At 54.3% G+C, this 19,787-nt stretch carries 13 protein-coding genes, 1 other RNA gene and 1 pseudogene; 4 read left to right on the forward strand and 11 right to left on the reverse strand.

The features are described from left to right. The first annotated feature begins 25 nt into the window (after positions 1 to 25). Complete coding sequence (locus G7064_RS19240; RefSeq protein ID WP_166074870.1) at positions 26 to 490, forward strand: type I restriction enzyme HsdR N-terminal domain-containing protein; 465 nt, start codon at positions 26 to 28, stop codon at positions 488 to 490. Positions 491 to 619: 129 nt separating this feature from the next. On the opposite strand, the gene G7064_RS19245 is transcribed toward G7064_RS19240, so the two are convergent. From G7064_RS19245 to G7064_RS19260, 4 genes are all read right to left on the reverse strand, one after another. Next, positions 620 to 2,521: an LTA synthase family protein gene (locus G7064_RS19245; protein WP_166074871.1), complete on the reverse strand. Its 1,902-nt coding sequence runs from the start codon at positions 2,519 to 2,521 to the stop codon at positions 620 to 622. Between the two features lie 10 nt (positions 2,522 to 2,531). Then, the gene (locus G7064_RS19250) at positions 2,532 to 3,134 is read right to left on the reverse strand and encodes an SMI1/KNR4 family protein (RefSeq protein ID WP_166074872.1); all 603 of its coding nucleotides are present in this window, start codon (positions 3,132 to 3,134) and stop codon (positions 2,532 to 2,534) included. A 113-nt stretch (positions 3,135 to 3,247) separates the two neighbouring features. Beyond that, on the reverse strand, positions 3,248 to 4,375 hold the full coding sequence (ald, locus tag G7064_RS19255; protein ID WP_166074873.1) for an alanine dehydrogenase: 1,128 nt from the start codon (positions 4,373 to 4,375) through the stop codon (positions 3,248 to 3,250). Positions 4,376 to 4,508: 133 nt separating this feature from the next. Beyond that, on the reverse strand, positions 4,509 to 5,291 hold the full coding sequence (locus G7064_RS19260; RefSeq protein ID WP_166074874.1) for a DUF1573 domain-containing protein: 783 nt from the start codon (positions 5,289 to 5,291) through the stop codon (positions 4,509 to 4,511). A 237-nt stretch (positions 5,292 to 5,528) separates the two neighbouring features. Here G7064_RS19260 and G7064_RS19265 point away from each other — a divergent pair. Then, a pseudogene (locus G7064_RS19265) lies at positions 5,529 to 7,948 on the forward strand (thiamine pyrophosphate-dependent enzyme). An 82-nt stretch (positions 7,949 to 8,030) separates the two neighbouring features. Here G7064_RS19265 and G7064_RS19270 read toward each other — a convergent pair. Next, positions 8,031 to 8,588 carry a hypothetical protein gene (locus G7064_RS19270; protein ID WP_166074875.1) on the reverse strand — a complete coding sequence of 186 codons (558 nt, stop codon included), beginning with the start codon at positions 8,586 to 8,588 and terminating at the stop codon, positions 8,031 to 8,033. 116 nt (positions 8,589 to 8,704) lie between these two features. Here G7064_RS19270 and G7064_RS19275 point away from each other — a divergent pair, with 116 nt between their 5' ends. Further along, positions 8,705 to 9,706: a long-chain fatty acid--CoA ligase gene (locus G7064_RS19275; protein ID WP_166074876.1), complete on the forward strand. Its 1,002-nt coding sequence runs from the start codon at positions 8,705 to 8,707 to the stop codon at positions 9,704 to 9,706. A gap of 69 nt (positions 9,707 to 9,775) precedes the next feature. Here G7064_RS19275 and G7064_RS19280 read toward each other — a convergent pair whose 3' ends face one another. Together G7064_RS19280 and rnpB are read right to left on the reverse strand one after the other, a co-directional pair. Then, the gene (locus G7064_RS19280; RefSeq protein ID WP_133273335.1) at positions 9,776 to 10,933 is read right to left on the reverse strand and encodes a sigma-54-dependent transcriptional regulator; all 1,158 of its coding nucleotides are present in this window, start codon (positions 10,931 to 10,933) and stop codon (positions 9,776 to 9,778) included. Positions 10,934 to 11,158: 225 nt separating this feature from the next. Continuing rightward, an RNA gene (gene rnpB, locus G7064_RS19285) (RNase P RNA component class A) lies at positions 11,159 to 11,556 on the reverse strand. A gap of 442 nt (positions 11,557 to 11,998) precedes the next feature. Here rnpB and G7064_RS19290 point away from each other — a divergent pair. Then, positions 11,999 to 13,192: a S8 family serine peptidase gene (locus G7064_RS19290; protein ID WP_166074877.1), complete on the forward strand. Its 1,194-nt coding sequence runs from the start codon at positions 11,999 to 12,001 to the stop codon at positions 13,190 to 13,192. Between the two features lie 87 nt (positions 13,193 to 13,279). Here the strand turns inward: G7064_RS19290 and G7064_RS19295 are convergent, their stop codons facing one another. From G7064_RS19295 to G7064_RS19310, 4 genes are all read right to left on the reverse strand, one after another. Continuing rightward, positions 13,280 to 14,398 (reverse strand): Smr/MutS family protein, encoded by a 1,119-nt coding sequence (locus G7064_RS19295; protein ID WP_240935605.1) that lies wholly within the window; start codon positions 14,396 to 14,398, stop codon positions 13,280 to 13,282. 210 nt (positions 14,399 to 14,608) lie between these two features. Further along, positions 14,609 to 15,925, reverse strand: coding sequence for a SusD/RagB family nutrient-binding outer membrane lipoprotein (locus G7064_RS19300; RefSeq protein ID WP_166074878.1), 1,317 nt, complete (start codon positions 15,923 to 15,925; stop codon positions 14,609 to 14,611). A gap of 149 nt (positions 15,926 to 16,074) precedes the next feature. Beyond that, positions 16,075 to 17,172 carry a hypothetical protein gene (locus G7064_RS19305; RefSeq protein WP_166074879.1) on the reverse strand — a complete coding sequence of 366 codons (1,098 nt, stop codon included), beginning with the start codon at positions 17,170 to 17,172 and terminating at the stop codon, positions 16,075 to 16,077. Next, entirely contained in the window at positions 17,127 to 19,445 is a 2,319-nt protein-coding gene (locus G7064_RS19310; protein WP_166074880.1) for a SusC/RagA family TonB-linked outer membrane protein, read from the reverse strand. Before G7064_RS19310 ends, G7064_RS19305 begins: the two co-directional genes overlap by 46 nt. Positions 19,446 to 19,787: the final 342 nt, after the last annotated feature.

Below are 19,787 nucleotides of genomic sequence, written 5' to 3' on the forward strand. Positions count from 1 at the left end.
ATTCCGGGCCGTACCTTTGGAGGTGATGCAAGCTCTCGACCTGCCGCCTTTCGAGTACAAACTTACAAAATCGGGCGCAAACTCCCTGATATGGGATGTATTGCGCCGCAAAAATGTGGTGCTCACCCCCGAAGAGTGGGTGCGCCAGCACGTGGTGCACTACCTTATGAACGAGTTGGGCTACCCGCGCGGCTTGCTCAGCTTAGAGAGAGGCCATGCCTACAACCAACGCCAGAAACGTACCGATATCTGCGCTTTCGGTCCTGGGGGCGCCCCGCTTTTATTGGTAGAGTGTAAAGCCACCACCGTGCCTATTACGGCTACCGTTGCGCACCAAGTGACTACCTATAATCAAACGGTTGGAGCGCCTTTCCTGCTGCTGACCAATGGCTTACAGCATTACTGTTGGCTGGTCGACTTCGCACAAAAAAGCAATCAGCGCCTAGCGGAAATTCCAAAGTATGAGCAGGCGCTGGCTCTTATTTCTTAGGAGTTTAAGTTAGTGCGTCATGCAGAGGCGGAGCCGAAGCATCTCGCTCGCTTCGTTGAGTTCACCATTGCAACGTTAGCAGGCGAGATGCTTCGCGCCGCTCTGCATGACAGACGAGTGAAGCTGCTTTTACTTCGATAGCTTGTACAGGGAATTATCCAGCAGTCCATTCGTTAGAAACTGCACGCTGGCACGCAGTTCTTGGCCGTACTGTTGGGCCTTGGCAGCATTCTCAACCGGCGTGGGGGGCAAATTATGGCGTTGGTAAGGGTAGAGGCGCACTTGGTCGTTGGCTGTCAGCTCCGTGACATAATCTTTGTGAACAAGGTAGTAGGAGCCGCCCGTCAGAAACAGTGCGCGCCCATTGGCTAGGGTATCAAATACGGAATAGCCGAAGGGCAGTAGCTTACCGTTGGCAGGCATACCCAAATAATCTAGCACGGTAGCCGGTACGTCGGCCTGCTGCGTGATGCGGCTTGTATTGGCGGGGGGCAATTTGCCGCTAGGGTGGAAAAGAAGCAGAGGTGTTTTGTAGCTACCTAAGGTGTTTTGATACTCGGGCGTGAGTGTTTGAGAGGTGTGATCCGCGAGCAGAATAAAGAGCGTATTGTTATACCAGGGCTGTTTAGCGGCAGTTTTGAAGAATTGTCGGAGCGCGAAATCGGTGTAGCCGATGGAGGCGTGAATGGGTAATTCGCCTGGTGTAAACCGGTTTTTGTACTTGGCTGGTACCGGGAACGGCTCGTGAGAGGTGAGCGTGAAAACAGTAGAGAAAAACGGCTGCTGTTGTTGGCTTAGCTGTTGCGCGAAATACTGCAAGTAGGGCTCATCAAAAATGCCCCAATGCCCGTCGTAGTCCGGACTTTTGGCTCCACCCGGATATTCATTGAGCCCAAAATACCGCTGCACGCCCACCATGCCGGCAAACGTATTGAAGCCCATCGTACCATTCTGAGCGCCGTGAAACACGGAAGTAGCATAGCCGTTCCGACCCAGCAATTCTCCTAGGCCATGCAGCTCGTTCGTTTGAAAATTGGAGGTGATAAATGGGCTTTCCATCAGCGCCGGCATGCCCGCCAGAACAGCAGGCAGCGCCTCAATTGAGCGCCGCCCGTTGGCGTAGTGGTCACGAAAAAAAAGCCCCCCGGTGGCCAACGAATCAAAGAAGGGTGTGTAGCCACGGCCACCATTTTCGATGCCGGTGTATTCGGAAGAAAAACTTTCCAGCAGCAGGATCACCACGTTGTCGCGAGGAGCGGTTGGGTCGGCCGCTGGCATCCGAGGTGCTAATGCCTGCCGTAGCTGCGCCTCAGACTGAAAATACGCGCGTCGTTCTACCGCTTGGTAGCCAAGGCTTCGCAGAAAGGTAAATGTGCTATTCAATGCCAGATGACCCAACACCGGCGGCAATTGTACAAAGGCGTGCCCCGTGCGCAAAGGCTTGAGCTGCAAGCCGCCCCGAATGCCAATCACCGCCAGCACCGCCACCAGTACTATCTCTAGCAGGGGCCGAATAAACTGGCGTTGCGGTGAGCTTGCCGCCGGAGTGGGGGGTAAATTTGCAGCGGTTGGCATCGGGTAGAAGTACCACAGCAGCCCAAATAACACGATAAACGGCGGCACCAGAAACCAGTAATGAAAAGCCAACTGGCCCGCCTGGCGCTGAATGTCGTCGGTGATGGTAAACAGCTCATCGGTTGTGCGGCGCCCTATAAACTTAAAGTACTGGCTATCAATAATATTGAGTGCCATGCCCGTTGCGTTCAGAGTCAGATAAACGCCCCGCACAAAGCCCTGCCAGCCTTTATCAACCCGCGGCACCAACGACAGCAACATAAACGGTAAATTCAGGAGGAGCAGCGCCGCAATATCAAACCGGAAGCCGTGCCAAAAAGCCCACGCTACCTCCGTGCCCGATGCTTCGCGAAACACTTCCTGATTAGCCCAGTAAAAGCCCGCGCGCAGCAGCACATACACGCCTAACAGTAAGGCAAAGCGGCGGAGCAACAGGCGCAGAAGGGGAGACGGCATTCTAAGAAATCTAATCCTGAAGCGGCTTGATGGTGAGCGACTGGCCGTTGGGCAAGTGCTTGATTTGACGGTATAAGTCAGCCAGAAAAGCCAGTCGCTTCAACACTGAAACTGGCGCTAGCGTGGCTTTATCAGTGGTGGCGGCAATACAAACCGGCGGATACATGTGCAGCAGCTGCCCGGGCGCCAAAACCTCACCCTGTTGCTGCCAGCGCCGCAAAGGCTCCAGCCCCAGCGCATCCACCGGAAACTTCTCGGCCCCAATCAGGAAATGCTTAAAATCAACTTCTAGCGGGGCAATTTCCCCGGTTTCGGTGTCCAGAAAGACAACCTCGCCCTGTCGCAGCAAAAACTGATTGCCCACGCAGTCCTGCGCGAATGGTATGTCGTTCTTCTGAACCGTGTCGTAAGTTTTTTGCAGCGCCTGCTCACCTTGCCACGCTTCCCGCAACGAGTGCCACGCCGGCTCAGTACAGCAGCCCCGAATATGCAAGCCACCGAAGTAAGCCACTACGCCATTGCGCTGCCGTAAAAATGCTTGCAGCTCTTTGGGCAGCATCGCCAGTAGCTTATGGTCGGTGATGGCCTCGCCGGTATAAATAATTCCTTTCATGTAGTAGAGTAAGAGCGTGCTGCAACCTCAGCTTAAGGTTTATTACATCACGCTATCAACCAAAAAGCCTTCCCGATAGTGTATCGGGAAGGCTTTGTAGCACTAATAAACAATTAAGCGTGAGCGGGCTCCAATACTGAATCAACGCTTACGAGGGGCAAGTTCCAGGCTTCGGCTACACCTTGGTATACCACTTCACCATTCACCACGTTCAGGCCCAGGCGCAAAGCTGCGTCGCGGCGGCAAGCTTCCTGCCAACCCAGATTAGCGAGGCGCACGGCGTAGGGCAACGTAGCGTTGGTCAGAGCCAAAGTAGACGTGTAAGGCACCGCGCCTGGCATGTTGGCCACGCAGTAGTGCACAATGTCGTCGATGATGAAGGTTGGATCTTCGTGCGTGGTCGGCTTGCAGGTTTCGATGCAGCCGCCTTGGTCCACCGCTACGTCCACGAGCACCGTGCCGGGGCGCATAGTTTTGAGCATGTCACGGGTAATGAGGTGAGGCGCTTTGGCCCCTGGAATTAGCACAGCACCTACTACGAGGTCAACGGTTTTGATGGCCTCGCGAATGTTGTATTCGTTGGAATACTGCGTCACCACGTTCTTCGGCATGAAGTCGTCGAGCTCACGCAGACGGTTCAAGTTGATATCCATGATGGTAACCTGAGCACCTAAGCCCGCCGCCACCTTGGCAGCCTGCGTACCAACGATGCCACCACCGAGAACCAGCACATTAGCAGGCTTTACGCCGGGCACGCCGCCCAGCAGAATGCCACGACCTTTCAGTGGCTTTTCCAGATACTTTGCGCCTTCCTGCGGAGCCATGCGGCCGGCCACTTCGCTCATTGGAATGAGCAGGGGCAGAGCACGGTTGGGAAGCTCTACCGTCTCGTAGGCTAAGCACACGGCCTTGCGCTCAATCATGGCGTGGGTGAGCTCCTCGCCGCTGGCAAAGTGAAAATAAGTGAAAAGCAGCTGGCCTTCTTTGATCAGGTTATATTCTTCCTTAATCGGCTCCTTCACCTTCACGATCATTTCTGCCTGCGCATACACTTCGTCGATGGTAGCGAGAATCAATGCTCCGGCTTCTTCGTATTCGGCGTCCTGAAAACCGCTGCCTAAGCCAGCAGTAGCTTGTACATATACGGTGTGGTTGTGCTTGCGAAGCTCAGCTACGCCAGCGGGCGTCAGGCCCACGCGGTTTTCGTTGTTCTTAATTTCTTTCGGTACGCCGATGATCATGGCAGAGAAGTGAAGATGGGTGGATGACGGGGGTGAAAACGGCCGCAAAGATAAGGGCTGCGACCTTTCTTATAGTTTAAAATAAAGTCAAAGCGCTACGCAAAGCGGATGAAGCAAGGCGAAGCGCCAGTTTTTACTTGAAGGGAACGGCGGTTGCGCTCTCTTTAACCATGCTGGCCGCGTTCAAATCGCGCACTACATTGGCTTTTATGGTAAGCTTAGCAGGACCTTCTACGGCGTTGGAGTTCAGTGTGGCTACATCCGTCATCGGGCCGAGCTGGCGCTGTGCGTAGAGCACCTCTATCACGGCGCTTTGACCAGGCTTGATGGGCTGGGGGGCTTTTTTGTAGCCTACGCAATTGCAAGGCGAGGTTATCATGCCTAGCAATAAGTCCTGCTTGCCTGTATTTTTCACCGTGAACCGAGCAGAAGGCTGCTGGCCCGCTTCCATCTTACCGAAATCATGGGTGGTGCGGTCGAGTACGAGGCGGGGAGCCTGGGCTTTTTGAGCGGGCGTGAGGCTGGCTTTTACTTCTTCAGGTCCAAGCACCGTGCCTTTGATGGTGAGTGTAGTGTTCGGCGTAGCGGCGTTGCTGGTCACTGTTACCGTTTTGTTGAACACCCCAGGCCGGCCTGCGCTGCTATATACGGCTTTCACCATACCCGTTTTGCCGGGTAGTACGGGTGTCTTGGTCCAGTCGGGCGTAGTACATCCGCAGGAGGCCTGTACGGTAGCAATAATAATGGGCTGGTTGCCGGTGTTTTTGAACTTGAACTCGTGCGTGGCCATCGTGCCCTCGGGCACATTGCCGAAATCATGCTGCTCTTTCTCAAACGTCATTACGCCTTGAGCTTGAGTTGAAAAGCATAGCAGCAGCAAAGCCAGGCTGAATAGGGGAGAGGCAAACTTTTTCATAAAATGATAGCAGTAAAGGTCGGAGAAAACAGAGGCAAATAATGGCGCAATGAGCGGCAAAAGCAGACTACAATTCCATAGATTACTCCCCAAAGATAGACAAAAACATACCGGCCTCGTAGGGGGCTGAAGGGGCCTGTAGCCGGTATCGCGCCCAAATCTGTACTTTTGTGCGCCGTTCGAAGAAACCCCCAGTTCTACTGATCGGCGCCATCTGCTTTATTTCTACTCTTCCCTATGTCCACTGCCGAATCTGCACTAGCCGCCACCCCGGCCACCCTCAGCAAAGAAGACCTGCTCCACGACTACCGCCTGGGCTGGGAAAGCCGCCACGCCTCTTTGGCTGGGCGGAAGGAGGTATTTATGGGTAAGGCCAAATTTGGCATTTTCGGCGATGGCAAAGAACTGCCTCAGCTGGCCATGGCCCGCGTGTTTCAGCCTGGCGACTTCCGCTCCGGCTATTACCGCGACCAAACCTTTATGATGGCCGCCGGCGAGTTGACGTTGCAGCAGTATTTTGCCCAGCTCTACGCTCACCCCGATGTAGAAGCCGAGCCTGCCACCGCCGGCCGGGCCATGAATGGTCACTTTGCTACTCGCCTGCTCGATGAAGATGGTAACTTCAAAAACCTCGCGGAGCTGAAAAACTCTTCGGCGGACGTGTCGCCGACGGCTTCCCAGATGCCGCGCTTAGTTGGTTTGGCCTATGCATCGAAGCTGTACCGTCAGAACCCCGAACTGCATGAGTTGACCCAGTTCAGCGTGAATGGTAACGAGGTAGCTTTTGGTACCATTGGCAATGCCAGCACCTCCGAAGGAATGTTTTTTGAGGCGCTGAATGCTGCCGGCGTGCTACAGATTCCGATGCTCGTGTCGGTGTGGGATGACCACTATGGTATTTCTGTTCCGGCTGAATATCAGACCTGTAAGCAAAGTATCAGCGCCATTCTCAGTGGCCTGCAGCGCGAGGCACCCGGCGAGCAGGGCTTTGAGATTTTTGTCGTGAAAGGCTGGGATTATCCAGCGTTGCTCGATACCTATCAGCGGGCCGCTGAGGTGTGCCGCCGCGAGCATGTGCCGGTGCTCGTTCACGTGACGGAAGTGACGCAGCCTCAGGGGCATAGCACGTCGGGCTCGCATGAGCGATATAAATCCAAGGACCGCCTGACCTGGGAGGAAGAGCACGACTGCCTGCTCAAAATGCGCGACTGGCTGCTGTCCGAAGAACACGCTACGAGCGAGGAACTGGATCAACTGGAGTATGAAGCAAAAAATACCGTGCGTGAAGCGCGCACGGCTGCCTGGGGGGCTTTTTTCAACCCCATCAAGCAGGAGCGCGACGAGGTAGTGGTATTGCTGGAAAAGCTGGTAGATGAAACCGGCCGTCAGAATGCCCTCCATGAAATGGTGGAGCAGTTGCAGCACAACCCCGCACCCATCCGCGCCGACATGGTGCGTACGGTTCGGAAAGCCCTGCGCTTCACCCGCGATCAGCAGCGTTCCGCCAGCCGCCGCGAACTAACCAATTGGCTCGATCAGGCGCTGGCTGAAAATGCTGACCGCTACAATTCCTACCTCTATAGCCAAAGCGAGCAGGCTGCGCTTAACATAGAGGTTGAGCCTATCAAGTTCGCCGATAATGCCCCCAGGTTGATGCTCGTGAGGTTTTGCAAGCCTGCTTCGACGCTAACTTCCGCCGCGACCCCACTATCTTCGCCATCGGCGAGGATGTCGGCCGCATCGGTGACGTAAACCAGGCTTTTGCTGGCTTGCAGGAGAAATTTGGCGAATTGCGCGTGACCGATACTGGTATTCGTGAGTGCACCATTGTGGGCCAGGGCATTGGCGCCGCGATGCGCGGCTTGCGACCTATTACCGAGATTCAATACCTTGATTATCTGTTGTATGCCATCCAGATTTTGTCGGATGATGTGGCGTGCTTGCAGTACCGCACCAAGGGCGGGCAGAAAGCTCCACTAATCGTGCGTACGCGTGGGCATCGGCTGGAGGGTATTTGGCACAGCGGCTCGCCTATCGGCATGATTCTGAGCAGCATTCGGGGGATGCATGTGTGTGTGCCGCGTAACATGACGCAGGCCGCAGGCTTTTATAATACCCTATTGCGAAGCGACGAGCCAGCGTTGGTTATTGAGCCGCTGAATGGCTACCGTCTGAAGGAGCGCATTCCGCAGAACGTAGGCGAGTTTACGTTGCCGCTTGGAGTGCCGGAAATATTGCAGGCAGGCACCGACGTGACTATCGTAACCTATGGCTCTATGTGCCGGATCGTACTGGATGCGGCCAAGCAACTAGGTGAAGTTGGGATTTCGGTGGAGGTGATTGACGTGCAGACGCTGCTGCCTTTCGACTTGCAGCACGTTATTGCAGACAGCGTACGTAAAACCAGCCGCGTACTTTTCGCCGACGAAGATGTGCCCGGTGGCGCTACGGCTTACATGATGCAGCACGTGCTCGACGACCAGCAGGCCTACCGCTTCCTCGACTCGCAGCCCCGTTGCTTAGCTGCCCAGCCCCACCGTCCGCCCTATGGCTCCGATGGCGATTACTTCAGCAAGCCCAACACCGAAGATGTATTTGATACGGTGTACGAGATGCTGCAGGAATCTGATCCGAAGCGCTTCCCAGCGATTTATTAAGCAACTCAACGAGCATGAAAAACCCCGACCAGAGTAATATCTAGTCGGGGTTTTCTCACCTTTCCTTAACGACGAAATTCCTTTAACGCGGAATCGTGATGGGGTCGGTGGTGACGGTGTTGCTCTGGTTCAGAGCACGGTCGAAGATGGATACGTTGAAGCGTACGGTCTGGCCGGGGGTAAATGGTGAGCCCACATAGAAATCGTAGGTGAAGTTTAGCTCGCCGCGCAGTGGCGCTTCGCGGTCGTCGGTAGCCAGCGGTGGATAGGTGCTGTTATAGTTGAAGCTAGGATCGGGCAGCTCCAACTCTACAAAATCGCCTTGAGCGTTGCGGATAGAAGGCGTGAGGTAATAATTGTTATAGTATGGGTTAGGCAATCCATTTTTAATGCGAGCCCAGGGAGAATCATCCGTTTTGTCCGCCTCATTCAAACCAAGGTCACCGTCGCCATCCCGAAAGCTAACGGTAATGGTAACTTTATCGTAAGTGCCGCTGGCATCAGATATTCGCTGCGAGGTAATGCGCTCAAAGTCGATAGTGGGCGTTTCCGGATACTCTGGCGGCTCCAAGCATGAGGATACTGTCAGGCCCGTGAGCAGGAGTAGGGCACCCATCCGAAGAGTACGAAGTAGGTTCATATAGAAGAAAAAAAGATAGGTCAAACGTAGCCTTCTCAGCCAGAACGGAAGATACAACTTCTCAACGAAGACGTGTTGCGTTTGTTATACCTTGCTTTTAACCCCACTGTTTTGCAATGAGTTTCCGCGATGAGCACCTGCGTGTTCTACCTTCTGTCTCGCCTACCAATTTTGAGGAAATCGCCCTGGCCTTATTTCGGTATCAGGCCCAAAATTGCCCCCCATACCACGACTATATCGCCGCGCTCGGGCGCAACCCAAGTGAAGCTAAAACGCTGACGGATATTCCGTTTCTTCCGATTGAGTTCTTCAAAACCCACGAGGTACGCACCGCACCCGCCGATTGGGTTCCGCAGGAAATCTTTCTGAGTAGCGGCACCACCCAGCAGCAGCGCAGCCGCCACCTCCTGCGCGACCCAGCGCTGTACAGGCGCAACGCCGCGCGAATTTTTGAGCAAACCTATGGCCCCCTGACCAACTGGATTTTTCTGGCGCTGTTGCCCTCCTATCTAGAGCAAGGGCAATCTTCCTTGGTGGCTATGGTTGAACATTTTGCCACCGTATCGGGCCAAACTCAACCCGCGTTTTTCCTGCACGACCATGAGGCGTTGTTGCAGGCGCTAGCAGCAGCTAAGCGCGATTCTGGTCGTCAGGTAATGCTTCTGGGCGTGTCGTATGCCTTGCTCGATTTGGTAACTGCCTATGCGGGGGCGCCCGAGCTATTGGGGCTCACGGTGCTGGAAACCGGCGGCATGAAAGGACGGCGCCGCGAAATGATTCGGGAGGAGTTGCATGCCGAGTTGCAGACCGCATTTGGACCGCAAGGTATTCACTCCGAATACGGCATGACCGAGTTGCTTTCTCAAGCCTATAGCACCGGCAACGGCCGCTTTTTTTGCCCCCCAGTCCTCCGCCTTCTGCTCCGTGAGCCGTCCGACCCGTTTTCTGTTGACGCTACACGTCCGGCCGGTGCTATTAATGTCATCGACTTGGCGAATATTGACTCCTGCGCTTTTATCGAAACCAAAGACTTAGCTCGTCAATATTCTGATGGCTCGTTTGAGGTGTTAGGCCGGCTGGACAACTCAGATGTGCGCGGCTGCAACCAGATGGTGTAGGCGCTAACGCACTAGCCCCGCCTCCTTTGGTTGGAAGAGGCGGGGCTAGTGCGTTAAACCTGTGGCTATTTACTTGCCGGAATACATTTTGGCGTCTGATTCCGTAATGGTATCGTCGCTCATGATTACCAAGCGCTCTACTACGTTGCGGAGCTCGCGTATATTGCCGCGCCAGTCGAGGCTTTTGAGGTAAGCAAGGGCTTCGGGAGCGACGATTTTGGGCTTGTTGCCGTAGTCGCGAGCAATATCGTCGAGGAACTTCTGCACGAGGTCGCCGATATCTTCGCGGCGGTCATTCAGCGGCGGAACTTGAATAAGGATAACCGACAGGCGGTGATACAAGTCTTCGCGGAAATTGCGGTCCGCGATTTCCTGCTGAAGATTTTTGTTGGTGGCGGCCAGCACGCGCACGTCTACCGTTATTTCCTTTTCGCCCCCCACGCGGGTAATCTTGTTCTCCTGCAAAGCTCGCAGCACTTTGGCCTGGGCGGAAAGGCTCATGTCGCCGATTTCATCTAGAAACAGCGTGCCACCGTGCGCCTGCTCAAACTTGCCAATGCGCTGCTTTACCGCCGATGTGAACGAGCCTTTTTCGTGACCGAATAGCTCACTTTCAATTAGCTCGGAGGGAATCGCGGCGCAGTTTACCTCAATCATGGGGCCGTTGGCGCGGTTGCTTTGCTCGTGCAGCTGGCGGGCCACCATCTCCTTTCCAGCACCATTGGGGCCGGTAATGAGTACGCGGGCATCGGTGGGGGCGACCTTGGCAATGGCCTTGCGCACCTGCTCCAACGCCGGCGAGCTGCCAACCATCTCGGAACTCTTAGCGATTTTCTTTTTAAGCGTCTTGGTTTCGGTCACCAGCTTGGTGCGGTCTAGGGCATTGCGCACGGTTACCAAGAGACGGTTCAGGTCTGGTGGCTTCTGCAAGAAATCGTAGGCACCTTTTTTCGTAGCATCTACGGCGGTGTCGATGCTGCCGTGGGCCGAAATCATAATAAAAGCGGCATCGGGGGCCAATTCTTGCGCGCGGCTCAATACTTCCAGCCCATCCATTTTGGGCATCTTGATGTCGCAGAGCACCACGTCGTACTTATTCTTGATAAGCATATCCAAGCCCGACGGACCATCTTCGGCCTGATCAACGGCGTAGCTTTCGTACTCCAGAATTTCCTTTAGTGTATTACGAATCGACCTTTCGTCGTCGATAATGAGGATTTTGGGCATAAGCTGAGAGCAGAATAGATTAATACTGAGGGTGTAGCGAAGGTAACGAAAAGCTTTACCCGTTTAGTGAGTAAAGTTATTGAAGGATTCGATGAGGAAAGAACACAATACACATGAAAAATTGTAATTATTTAATTTAAAGGCTCCTGCCAGAAATATTTACCCCCCAATTAGCTTTAAAACAAAACCGGTCGTCGCAACCGAAGTTACGGCGACCGGTGATGCGGTGGTGATGAGTCTGTAAGCCGGGTTTTGTCCGCCAAGCCCGAAAGCTCGGCGTCTCCACCATTTATCTAGGCCAGTCGTTGCCGAAAGGCTCCATCAACCTACCCACGGACGCCGGACGAGCCGCCCGGTGCTGCCTGTTGCCAAGCAGCGTGCCCGCTTATTTGGTCTTTCAACCCCTGAGGTTTACCCAGCCGACACGGTCGCCCGGCCGCTGGTGCGCTCTTACCGCACCTTTTCACCCTTACCGGCTGCCCGAAGGCAACGTAGGCGGTAGTTTTCTGTGGCACTGGCTGTCTGAGCCTTACGGCCCATCCTTCCCGTTAGGAAGCAGGGTGCTCTGCGTTGCCCGGACTTTCCTCGCCGCCCGAAGGCGCCGCGGTGGAGCGACTCATCACAAAAGCAAAGGTAGCAGTTTCGTTGCTTGCATACTTACCAATGAGGTCAACACCTATTTGTACAGAAGAGGTAAGAACCCAAAACCTGACTACTCTCAGCTAGGCCTTGAGGAGTCCAACTAACACCGAAAAACACATATAATTATCACTATGTCACAAATAGAGTATTTTCTTCCTGATTCTGCCGTGGCGCTGATATGAGGTGCATTTTTGGGGTTAAAAATGGGATTAAAAGGCTTGAGTTTGCCCCCCGAAAGCTCGCCCTGCCTTGGATGTTATTTTCGAATCTATACATTGGCCAAACAATCACCCCACTGGCCGCTGATAGTACCGAGGTATGCAGACCTCAGCAGCGGGCGGCGAATTCATCTTTTTCTCACCCATCATTCTTTTCAAAAGCATGCAGAAAAACCAATTACATCCGCGTCTTTCTTTTTGGGTAATGAGCGCTTCGCTCGTAGCTGCCTCAGCTGTATTCACCGCCTGCTCCGATAACTCTATCGATGCCGACGATCCATCGGTTGCCCAGATCAGTGCTGACGCAAAAGCATCAGATGATTTAATTGAAGGTCAATACATTGTCGTGCTGAAAGATGGCGCCGTTGATACCAATGGCGACGCTTCTTACGACGCAAAAGTGAATAAAGTAAAAGGCGTTGGTCAAGGCATACTGCGGGCCCGTGGCTTGAGTGCTGAGAAAGTAGGCCACGCCTATGGTCATGCACTAAAAGGCTTTGTAGCTCAGTTGAGCCCTGTCGAAGCGGCCGAACTGCGTAAGGATGCAAATGTAGCCTACGTGGAGCAAGACCGGATTATCACGCTTGGTAATCCTAACAATGGCGGCGGTAGCACCATACAGGCTGCTCAGGTAACGCCTTATGGTATTGCCCGCGTAGGAACTGCTGATGGTACTGCTGCTGGAACCGCTTGGGTTATCGATACAGGTATAGACCTGGATCACCCCGACTTGAACGTTGACGTAGCCCGCAGCAAGTCTTTCCTGACCAGCGGCAAAAACTACGCTTCGCCAGACGATGGTAACGGCCACGGCACGCACTGCGCTGGTACCATTGCCGCCAAAAACGACGCTAGTGGCGTAGTAGGGGTAGCCGCTGGTGCAAAAGTAGTAGCAGTACGTGTGCTGGACTCACGCGGTAGCGGTTCTAACTCTGGTGTAATTGCCGGTGTAGACTATGTTGGCGCCAATGGCAAAGCCGGCGACGTAGCCAATATGAGCTTGGGCGGCGGTGTATCCACGGCACTTGATGCGGCAGTATTGCGGGCTTCGGAGAAAGGGGTTCTTTTCGCCCTAGCAGCAGGCAACGAAACCGACAATGCGAACAATCACTCGCCTGCTCGGGTGAATGGAGCTAACATCTTCACGATTTCGGCCATGAACAGTTCGGATTCATGGGCTTCATTCTCCAACTTCGGCAACCCGCCGGTAGACTATTGCATGCCCGGCGTTGGCATACAGTCAACCTGGTTGAATGGTGGCTACAACACCATCAGCGGCACGTCGATGGCTACCCCACACATGGCTGGTGTACTGCTTATGCGTGGTAAGGGCTTTAATACCGTTGGTACCGTGAAAAACGACCCCGATGGTAATGCTGACCCGATTGCTCACTTGTAAGCTTGATAGTTGTTTATAAAAAAGGCTGCCTTCTTAGAGGCAGCCTTTTTTGTGTTGTAAGTGAATGAAATCACTCAACTTGAGAATCTACTTCAGTCGCACCAGCGTTGCGCCGTAGCCGAACTTCTCTTTCTGGGCATCCTCAAAAAACTTGATGTCGCGGTTGCGGCTCAGATTTTTGTGAATCTCCTTGCGCAAGGTGCCATTGCCGGTGCCGTGAATAAATACGATTTCGTGCATGTTGGTAGCCAACGCCCGACTTAACGCATCCTCAAACGCATCGAGTTGTAGGCGCAGGATTGCCGTGTTAGTAAGAGGCGGATCGAGCGTTGCAGCATCCGGGTTGAGTACCTCCAGGTGCAGATCAACCTCGTGCGAAGGTGGCAAAATAGTTTTGACCGGCTCTGGGATAGGCGCAACCGCCGCCGGCTTGGCCGGCGCGTTGCCACTTAGCTGGGCTTGCAGGCTTTCGGCGAGCTTCTCAGGAGCTACGGGCGCGGCAGGTTTCTCGTCGAGCTGAAATAGATAGGCTTCTTTCTGCAAGATCGGCGCGGGCTGCCGGCTGGTGTAGAAGCTATTAGCCCGGAAAGACAAGCGCTTGGTGAGCAGCTCAAACGCCGTGTCGCCATTCAGACGGTGTGGCAGTAGTTGCACCACGGCAGCGGGCCACTGCTCAAAATCCTTCAAGTGAAGGTGAGCTAACGGCTTGCTTACCGACTTTGGACCGAGCTTATCGGAGAGCAAGCCCCGGTATTTATCCTGCTGCTCTTCGCCGTACGTGAAGAGCAAATCGGTATCGGTGTTATTAATAAGCTGCACGGCCAGCAGTTCCGGCGACTGATGGCTAAGCGCCAGATACAAGCCCTTTTGCGCCTTCGGCAATTCTGGCTTTGGGCCTTTGTCTGCCTTTTTGCCCCCCGCGTTGTTGTTGGGCGCATCAGGCTTCTGGAGGGCAAAATTGGGCCGTGGGGCGCTGGCCGCGGCTTGGCGCTCGGCGGCTACGGAAGCGGCACTTTGCCCAAACGCTTTGTGCTCTTCGGCGGCAACTACTACCACCTCGCGCCGCAGCACGGGAATAGTGAAGTCGTTATCAATGGCGACCTCCACGAGGTCGTTGTCAAGCAAACGGGTGACGATGCCTTCTTCGCGGCCGGTGAGCAGGCGTACTCGGTCTCCTACATTCATATCGGTAAGGCGTGGGTTCAAATTGGGGTGAAAAGCAAAAGTAGCGCAGAGTTAGGTGCTTTACTCATGCGTAAAGGTATTATGGGATATAGGTTAGCTTCTTCTCAACCCTGCCGCCTGCAGTAACGTGCCCCCTACCTTCCAAACGGCTTACTTGATGTCACTTATCTTTCTAACAACAAAAAGCCCCGGCCCAAGCGACCGAGGCTTATAATAAGAAGAGAAAGCTAATTACCGATTAACCTCAGTGGGATCATACAAGGCCGGAATAGGCTGCGGTACATTAGGGTTAGTATTCACCTCATTCTGCGCAATCAAGTACCGCTGCGGAATGTTGGGTGCATCAGCACGTTTTTTGGGCACGCCGATCAGATTGTTGGTGCGGCGGATGTCATTGTAGGGTTCAATCTGACCAATCAAGCTCAAGTATTTCTCTGTCAGAATTTCCCGTAGCAAAGCCTGCTGCTGCGATTGGCCTGTATTCAGGAGTCCACCTGCGGCAAAATCGGCGAGCGTGTAGGCAGCATAATTGCCCCCCGTGAACGTGGTGCGGTTGTATGCCCGGATGTTGTTGAGAGCAGCCAAGGCGCCAGTCAGATCGTTGGCGCGGGCTTGTGCTTCGGCCAGAATGGCTTGCGTTTCGACATAGGTTATAAGCGGAAAGTCAGCATCGGCCGCGAAAGCTCCACCTTCCAATATGTTAGGATCAAGGTCACTGTAGCCAACCTCGGTGGAGTAGAAATACTCAAAGCGGGCCGACTCATTGGTGCGGGCATTGTCACGGAGGCCATCTAGCAGGCGCGAGCCATAGGAGCCATCCGCGCCCATATAACCCGTACGGTTTATGTCGATAAAGTCGTAATAGGGGTTGGCGCTGGTGCTCACGGTTCCGTCGTAAGGCACTAGCATATCACCAGCCGGACTGGCAATTCCTAGCCGCGCTTCGGCTGCCGCCTGCGGATAGTTGCGCACATGTAAATAAAAGCGAGCCTTTAGGGAATGAGCCGCAGCCTGCCATTTAGCTAGGTCGCCTCCATAATAAATGTCGCGCTCTTCAGGGTTGATGCCGTTGCGCCCCAAGTTGGTGATGGCCGTGCTGAGCAAGGTTTGAACGCTGGCGTAAATGTCGGACTGTTTGTCGAATGGAGCTGGTTTGCCTGGCTGAAAGGCTTGTGAGTAAGGAACGTCGCCCCAAAGTGAAGTTGCCATACCAATCATCTGGGCTTCGAGTACTTGGGCAATGCCGGCCAGTTGAAAATTCTGGACAGCCTCCGCCTTCTGGATCACGATGCGGGCGTTGGCCAGCACTAGGTAGTAGGTGTTGTTCCACATGTTATCGTAGTCGCCCGATACCGTGGTATAGTTCTGCAGGCCTTCGTATTGGCGGTCGGTGCCGGTGAAATAGTCGCTAAATATCCCAGCCGTGCGGGCCATCTCGCCGCTCAGCACAAAGCCTTCCGATACCTGCACCGCCGTCAGCTGTTGGTCAGCTGGGGCATCCTGGGGGCATTTGGGTTGATATCGTAGCCTTCTGTAATCTTTTCGCAACTACCTAGGCCTACCAATAGTAAGGCTAGCAGCAGATAATAACGCAGGGATGTTTTCATATGGTTGAACAAGCAAAAGCGTGGAGAAAGGTGCGGGGCTCAAGTCAGCACATCGGTAACCCGTTGGTGCTGGGAGCCTACTTGCACTGCTTAGAAGTTGAAGTTCAGTGACATGATGTAGGAGCGGGTACTGGGGTTGTTGAAGTAGTCCAGACCACGGCCATTGGATACACCTGTCAAGTTGGTTTCGGGGTCTACGCCGGTATAGTCGGTCCACAAGGCCAGGTTGCGGCCCGTCAATGACACGTCCACCGATTGCAACTTCGCGCGGTCTTTCAGCCAAGGCAGCTTCAAGCTATACGCCAGCGTGATTTCGCGCAGGCGGGTATAGCTCACGTTCTCAATAAACTGCTCAGCTGGACCAGTAAACCCATTGCCCAAACCATTCCGATACCACTGCTCGTCTGCTACTACCGGTCCGGCTCCAAAGTCAGTTACCGAACCGCGGAAGGTATAGGAGCCATCAGCATTGGGCTGGTAGCGCTGCGCTACCGTCTGGCTGTTCCACAGGCGCAAGGTAGCCGCATCCGCCGCCGATACTGTTGTTTCCACTTCCGTGTCTTTAGCGGTGCCGTAGGAGTAGAGCGCACCCTTCGTGCCGTTCCATACATCGAGGTTGTCAACGTGGTCGAACAGCACATTCAGCGATAAGCCTTTGTAGCTAAATGTATTGCCGAGGCCTGCTCGCCACCGGGGGTTAGGGTCGCCAATAATGCCTTCTGTAGCGGCCTGAATCGGGAACCCATTCGTGTCGAACACTAAGCTTCCGGTTTCAGCATTGCGCTCCCAGCGGCTGCCCCACAAAGCGCCCATTTGGTAGCCCCGCACGGCCCGCGACGAGGTGCCCGTGAAACCGTTCAGAAAAATGGACTCTGCGCCCGATAGGTCGGTTACCTCGTTGCGGTTGAGGGAGTAGTTAGGCGCAATGTTCCAGACAAAGCCATCAGGCTGATTGATAACGTCACCGCTAAGACTTATCTCCAGCCCCTTATTTTCGATTTCAGCTGCGTTGGCACTAGTCGATACAAAGCCTGTTGTGGCTGCTACCGGCACGGTCAAAATAGCGTCCTTGGTGCGGTTGGTGTATCCTGTAATGCTGAAATTGATGCGGTCTTGCCAGAAGCGGAGGTCGAGGCCACCCTCTAATTCGGTTTTGCGCTCGGGCTTGATTTCGGGGTTGCCCTGCACGTTGGAGCGTACGAAGCCCCCGCCGTAGTTGGCCGCATCCAGGGTGGTACCCCACCCATCGGCAATGATGTTAGCGTCACCTGGGATGTAGTAGGTGCGGGTGAGATAGGGGTAGGCTGCACTCCCACTGAGCCGTAGGCCAACCGAAGTTTACCGAAGCTCAACGCTTTGTTATCAGCGAAGGGCGCAAGCTTGGTAAACTGCCAGGCGAGCGTACCGGCCGGAAAGAAGAATGTGCTGCTGGTTTCAGGGCCAAAAGTGGATGCGGTTTCGGCCCGGCCGGTACCCGTGAGGTAGAGCTGGTTGAAGAAAGCCAGGTCTACTTGCGCGTAAGCGGCCGCCGTACGCTGCTCCACCACGAGGTTGAAGGGTTGGCGGCTGTCGGCGAGGGTGTTATCTAGCTGAGGCGGCGAGAAGGGGTTGATGAAGTTGGTCGCATTAGCGCCGACCTGCTCGCCCCGCCGGATGTTTAAATTGGTCCCCACCAATAAAGTGCCCCCCAGATTCTCGGAGAAATCATGCGTAGCTCGCGCAATCAGGTCGTTATTGATTTGGGTTTCCTGAATCGTCGATTGCCCGATTTGCCCGGTAGGCGACTGCCCCGCTCCAATTGGATACACCGTAGAGCGCCGGTCGGTATAGGTGTCGACGCCTGTACGATTAATAATGTTCAGCCAGTTTGTGGCATCATACGTCAGCTCCAAAGCCCCGATAAGCCGCTGCACCCGCGTCTGGTCGCGCACCTCATCAATAGTCCAGAAGGGGTTGTCAAACCCAGGATTAGTGCTGTTCCCTAATTGGTTACGATATGAGGATTGCCGACGAAGGAAGATGTTGCCTTGCGGATCGGTAAAGTCGCCGATATAGTAGGCATTGTTGAAATCGGCGGGGCTACGAAGGCCCCCCAGGAAAATGCTGCTGCCACTGGAGCCCTGCTGCACCCGATTAGAGAACGTGCGCGCATACGTGGCGTTTATACCTGCCCGAAACTTGGTGGCCAACTGCCGATCTACGTTTACCCGGACGGTAGTGCGGTCGTTATCGCTGTTGTTGCGCGCGATGCCCTCCGTGTGGGTATTGCCTAGGCTGATATAGAAATTGCTGCGTTGGTCACCGCCGCTGAGCGTGGCAATATTGTCCCAGGTATAGCCCCGCCCGAATACCTCGTCGCTGTGGTCATAGGTATCGCGACTGTTCTTGCCGCCGTGAGGATTCGCTGCTGTGCCCGCCGGAATAGCGTAGCGTTGCGTACCATCGGCGAAAGTGATAAAGCCTTGGTAGCCAGGTGCACCGGGCGTTGTAATGGCAGCATCCAGTCCGCCTGAGCGGTCGGCTATACGGTCGCCCCAACTGCGGGCGTTGCTCTGTGAAAACAGGCCATTCACACCTTGTCCAAAGCGTTGCTGAAGTTCGGGCACCTGGTTGATTTCGTCTATGCCATAGGTGGTGCGGTAGGAGAGATTGAGCTTGTCGGCGTTGCGGCCCTTTTTGGTGGTAATCACCAGCACGCCATTTGCGGCCCGTGTTCCCCACAGCGCTGCTGCCGCTGCCCCGCGCAATACTTCCATAGAGGCGATGTCATCGGGGTTAATGTCATTGAGGCGCGACTGCTGCACAACTCCCGCTATCTGGTTGGAAGCTGCGCCACCACCACTGGCCACAATGCCCCCCGAGCTACCCGGTGTATTCTCGCCCACAGAGGTATTCGATATCGGAATACCATCCACTACAATCAGGGGCTGCAAATTGCCTGTAATGGTACTGGCGCCGCGAATTTGAATGTTAGCGCTGGCGCCGGGGTCGCCAGTAGAACGGGTAATGAGTACACCAGGTGCCTTTCCTGAAAGGGCCGTAATTGGGCTGGTTTCGCCGGAGCGCACTAGTGCTTGGCCCTGCACGGTTGATTGGGCTGTGCCCAATCGGTCGCGGCTGGTTTCCAGGCCCAGCGCTGTTACGACTACTTCACCCAACTCGCGGGTAGAAGCTTCCATCGCTACATTAATGGTGCCTGCATCGGTGATAGGCCGCTCGACAGTGGAGTAACCAATGAAGCTGAAGGTGAGGGTGGTAGCCGAAGCTGGCACTGACAGATTAAAGCCCCCCTCCGAATCGGTCGATGCTCCGATAGTCGTACCCTTCACGAGTACGGTTACACCCGGTAGGCCGCTACCCGTAGCCCGGTCCGTTACTCGCCCTTGTATCGCTCGATCCTGCGCCGTCGCCACGCGAAAACCAGCCAGAATCAAAAAGAGTAGTAATAAGAATTTTTTCATAGTTACATTTCTGGTTTAAGTGCGAGATTTGATAGGTGCATGACGTAGATGGTAAAGGGTGAAAACAGTTGAGCTAGCATTTGATAATCAGTGTTTTGTAAAATAAAAGTCCCCAATTAATTTACTCACGAGTAGAATTAATGTCAAGAATATTTCTCTGACATGAGTATTTTAACAGAAGGAATTGACGAGCTTTTTGGTTGTATATATTGTATTATTGTAATATTGCCGTCGTTATAGGTTGTGTTTTATAGCTTTGAAATTGTAGACGCGATAGTCCAGCCCGGCTGTGTGGACCGAGTAATAATTACTCTGAAGTGAAGGATGGAGAAAGCGAGTTGC

Source organism: Hymenobacter sp. HDW8 (assembly GCF_011305775.1).
In the GTDB taxonomy this organism is placed as follows: Bacteria; Bacteroidota; Bacteroidia; order Cytophagales; family Hymenobacteraceae; genus Hymenobacter; species Hymenobacter radiodurans.

Coding starts and splice junctions, on each gene's coding strand:
- G7064_RS19240 (WP_166074870.1), top strand. CDS start 26: ATGCAAGCTCTCGACCTGCCGCCTTTCGAGTACAAACTTACAAAATCG.
- G7064_RS19245 (WP_166074871.1), bottom strand. CDS start 2,521: ATGCCGTCTCCCCTTCTGCGCCTGTTGCTCCGCCGCTTTGCCTTACTG.
- G7064_RS19250 (WP_166074872.1), bottom strand. CDS start 3,134: ATGAAAGGAATTATTTATACCGGCGAGGCCATCACCGACCATAAGCTA.
- ald (WP_166074873.1), bottom strand. CDS start 4,375: ATGATCATCGGCGTACCGAAAGAAATTAAGAACAACGAAAACCGCGTG.
- G7064_RS19260 (WP_166074874.1), bottom strand. CDS start 5,291: ATGAAAAAGTTTGCCTCTCCCCTATTCAGCCTGGCTTTGCTGCTGCTA.
- G7064_RS19270 (WP_166074875.1), bottom strand. CDS start 8,588: ATGAACCTACTTCGTACTCTTCGGATGGGTGCCCTACTCCTGCTCACG.
- G7064_RS19275 (WP_166074876.1), top strand. CDS start 8,705: ATGAGTTTCCGCGATGAGCACCTGCGTGTTCTACCTTCTGTCTCGCCT.
- G7064_RS19280 (WP_133273335.1), bottom strand. CDS start 10,933: ATGCCCAAAATCCTCATTATCGACGACGAAAGGTCGATTCGTAATACA.
- G7064_RS19290 (WP_166074877.1), top strand. CDS start 11,999: ATGAGCGCTTCGCTCGTAGCTGCCTCAGCTGTATTCACCGCCTGCTCC.
- G7064_RS19310 (WP_166074880.1), bottom strand. CDS start 19,445: ATGAAAAAATTCTTATTACTACTCTTTTTGATTCTGGCTGGTTTTCGC.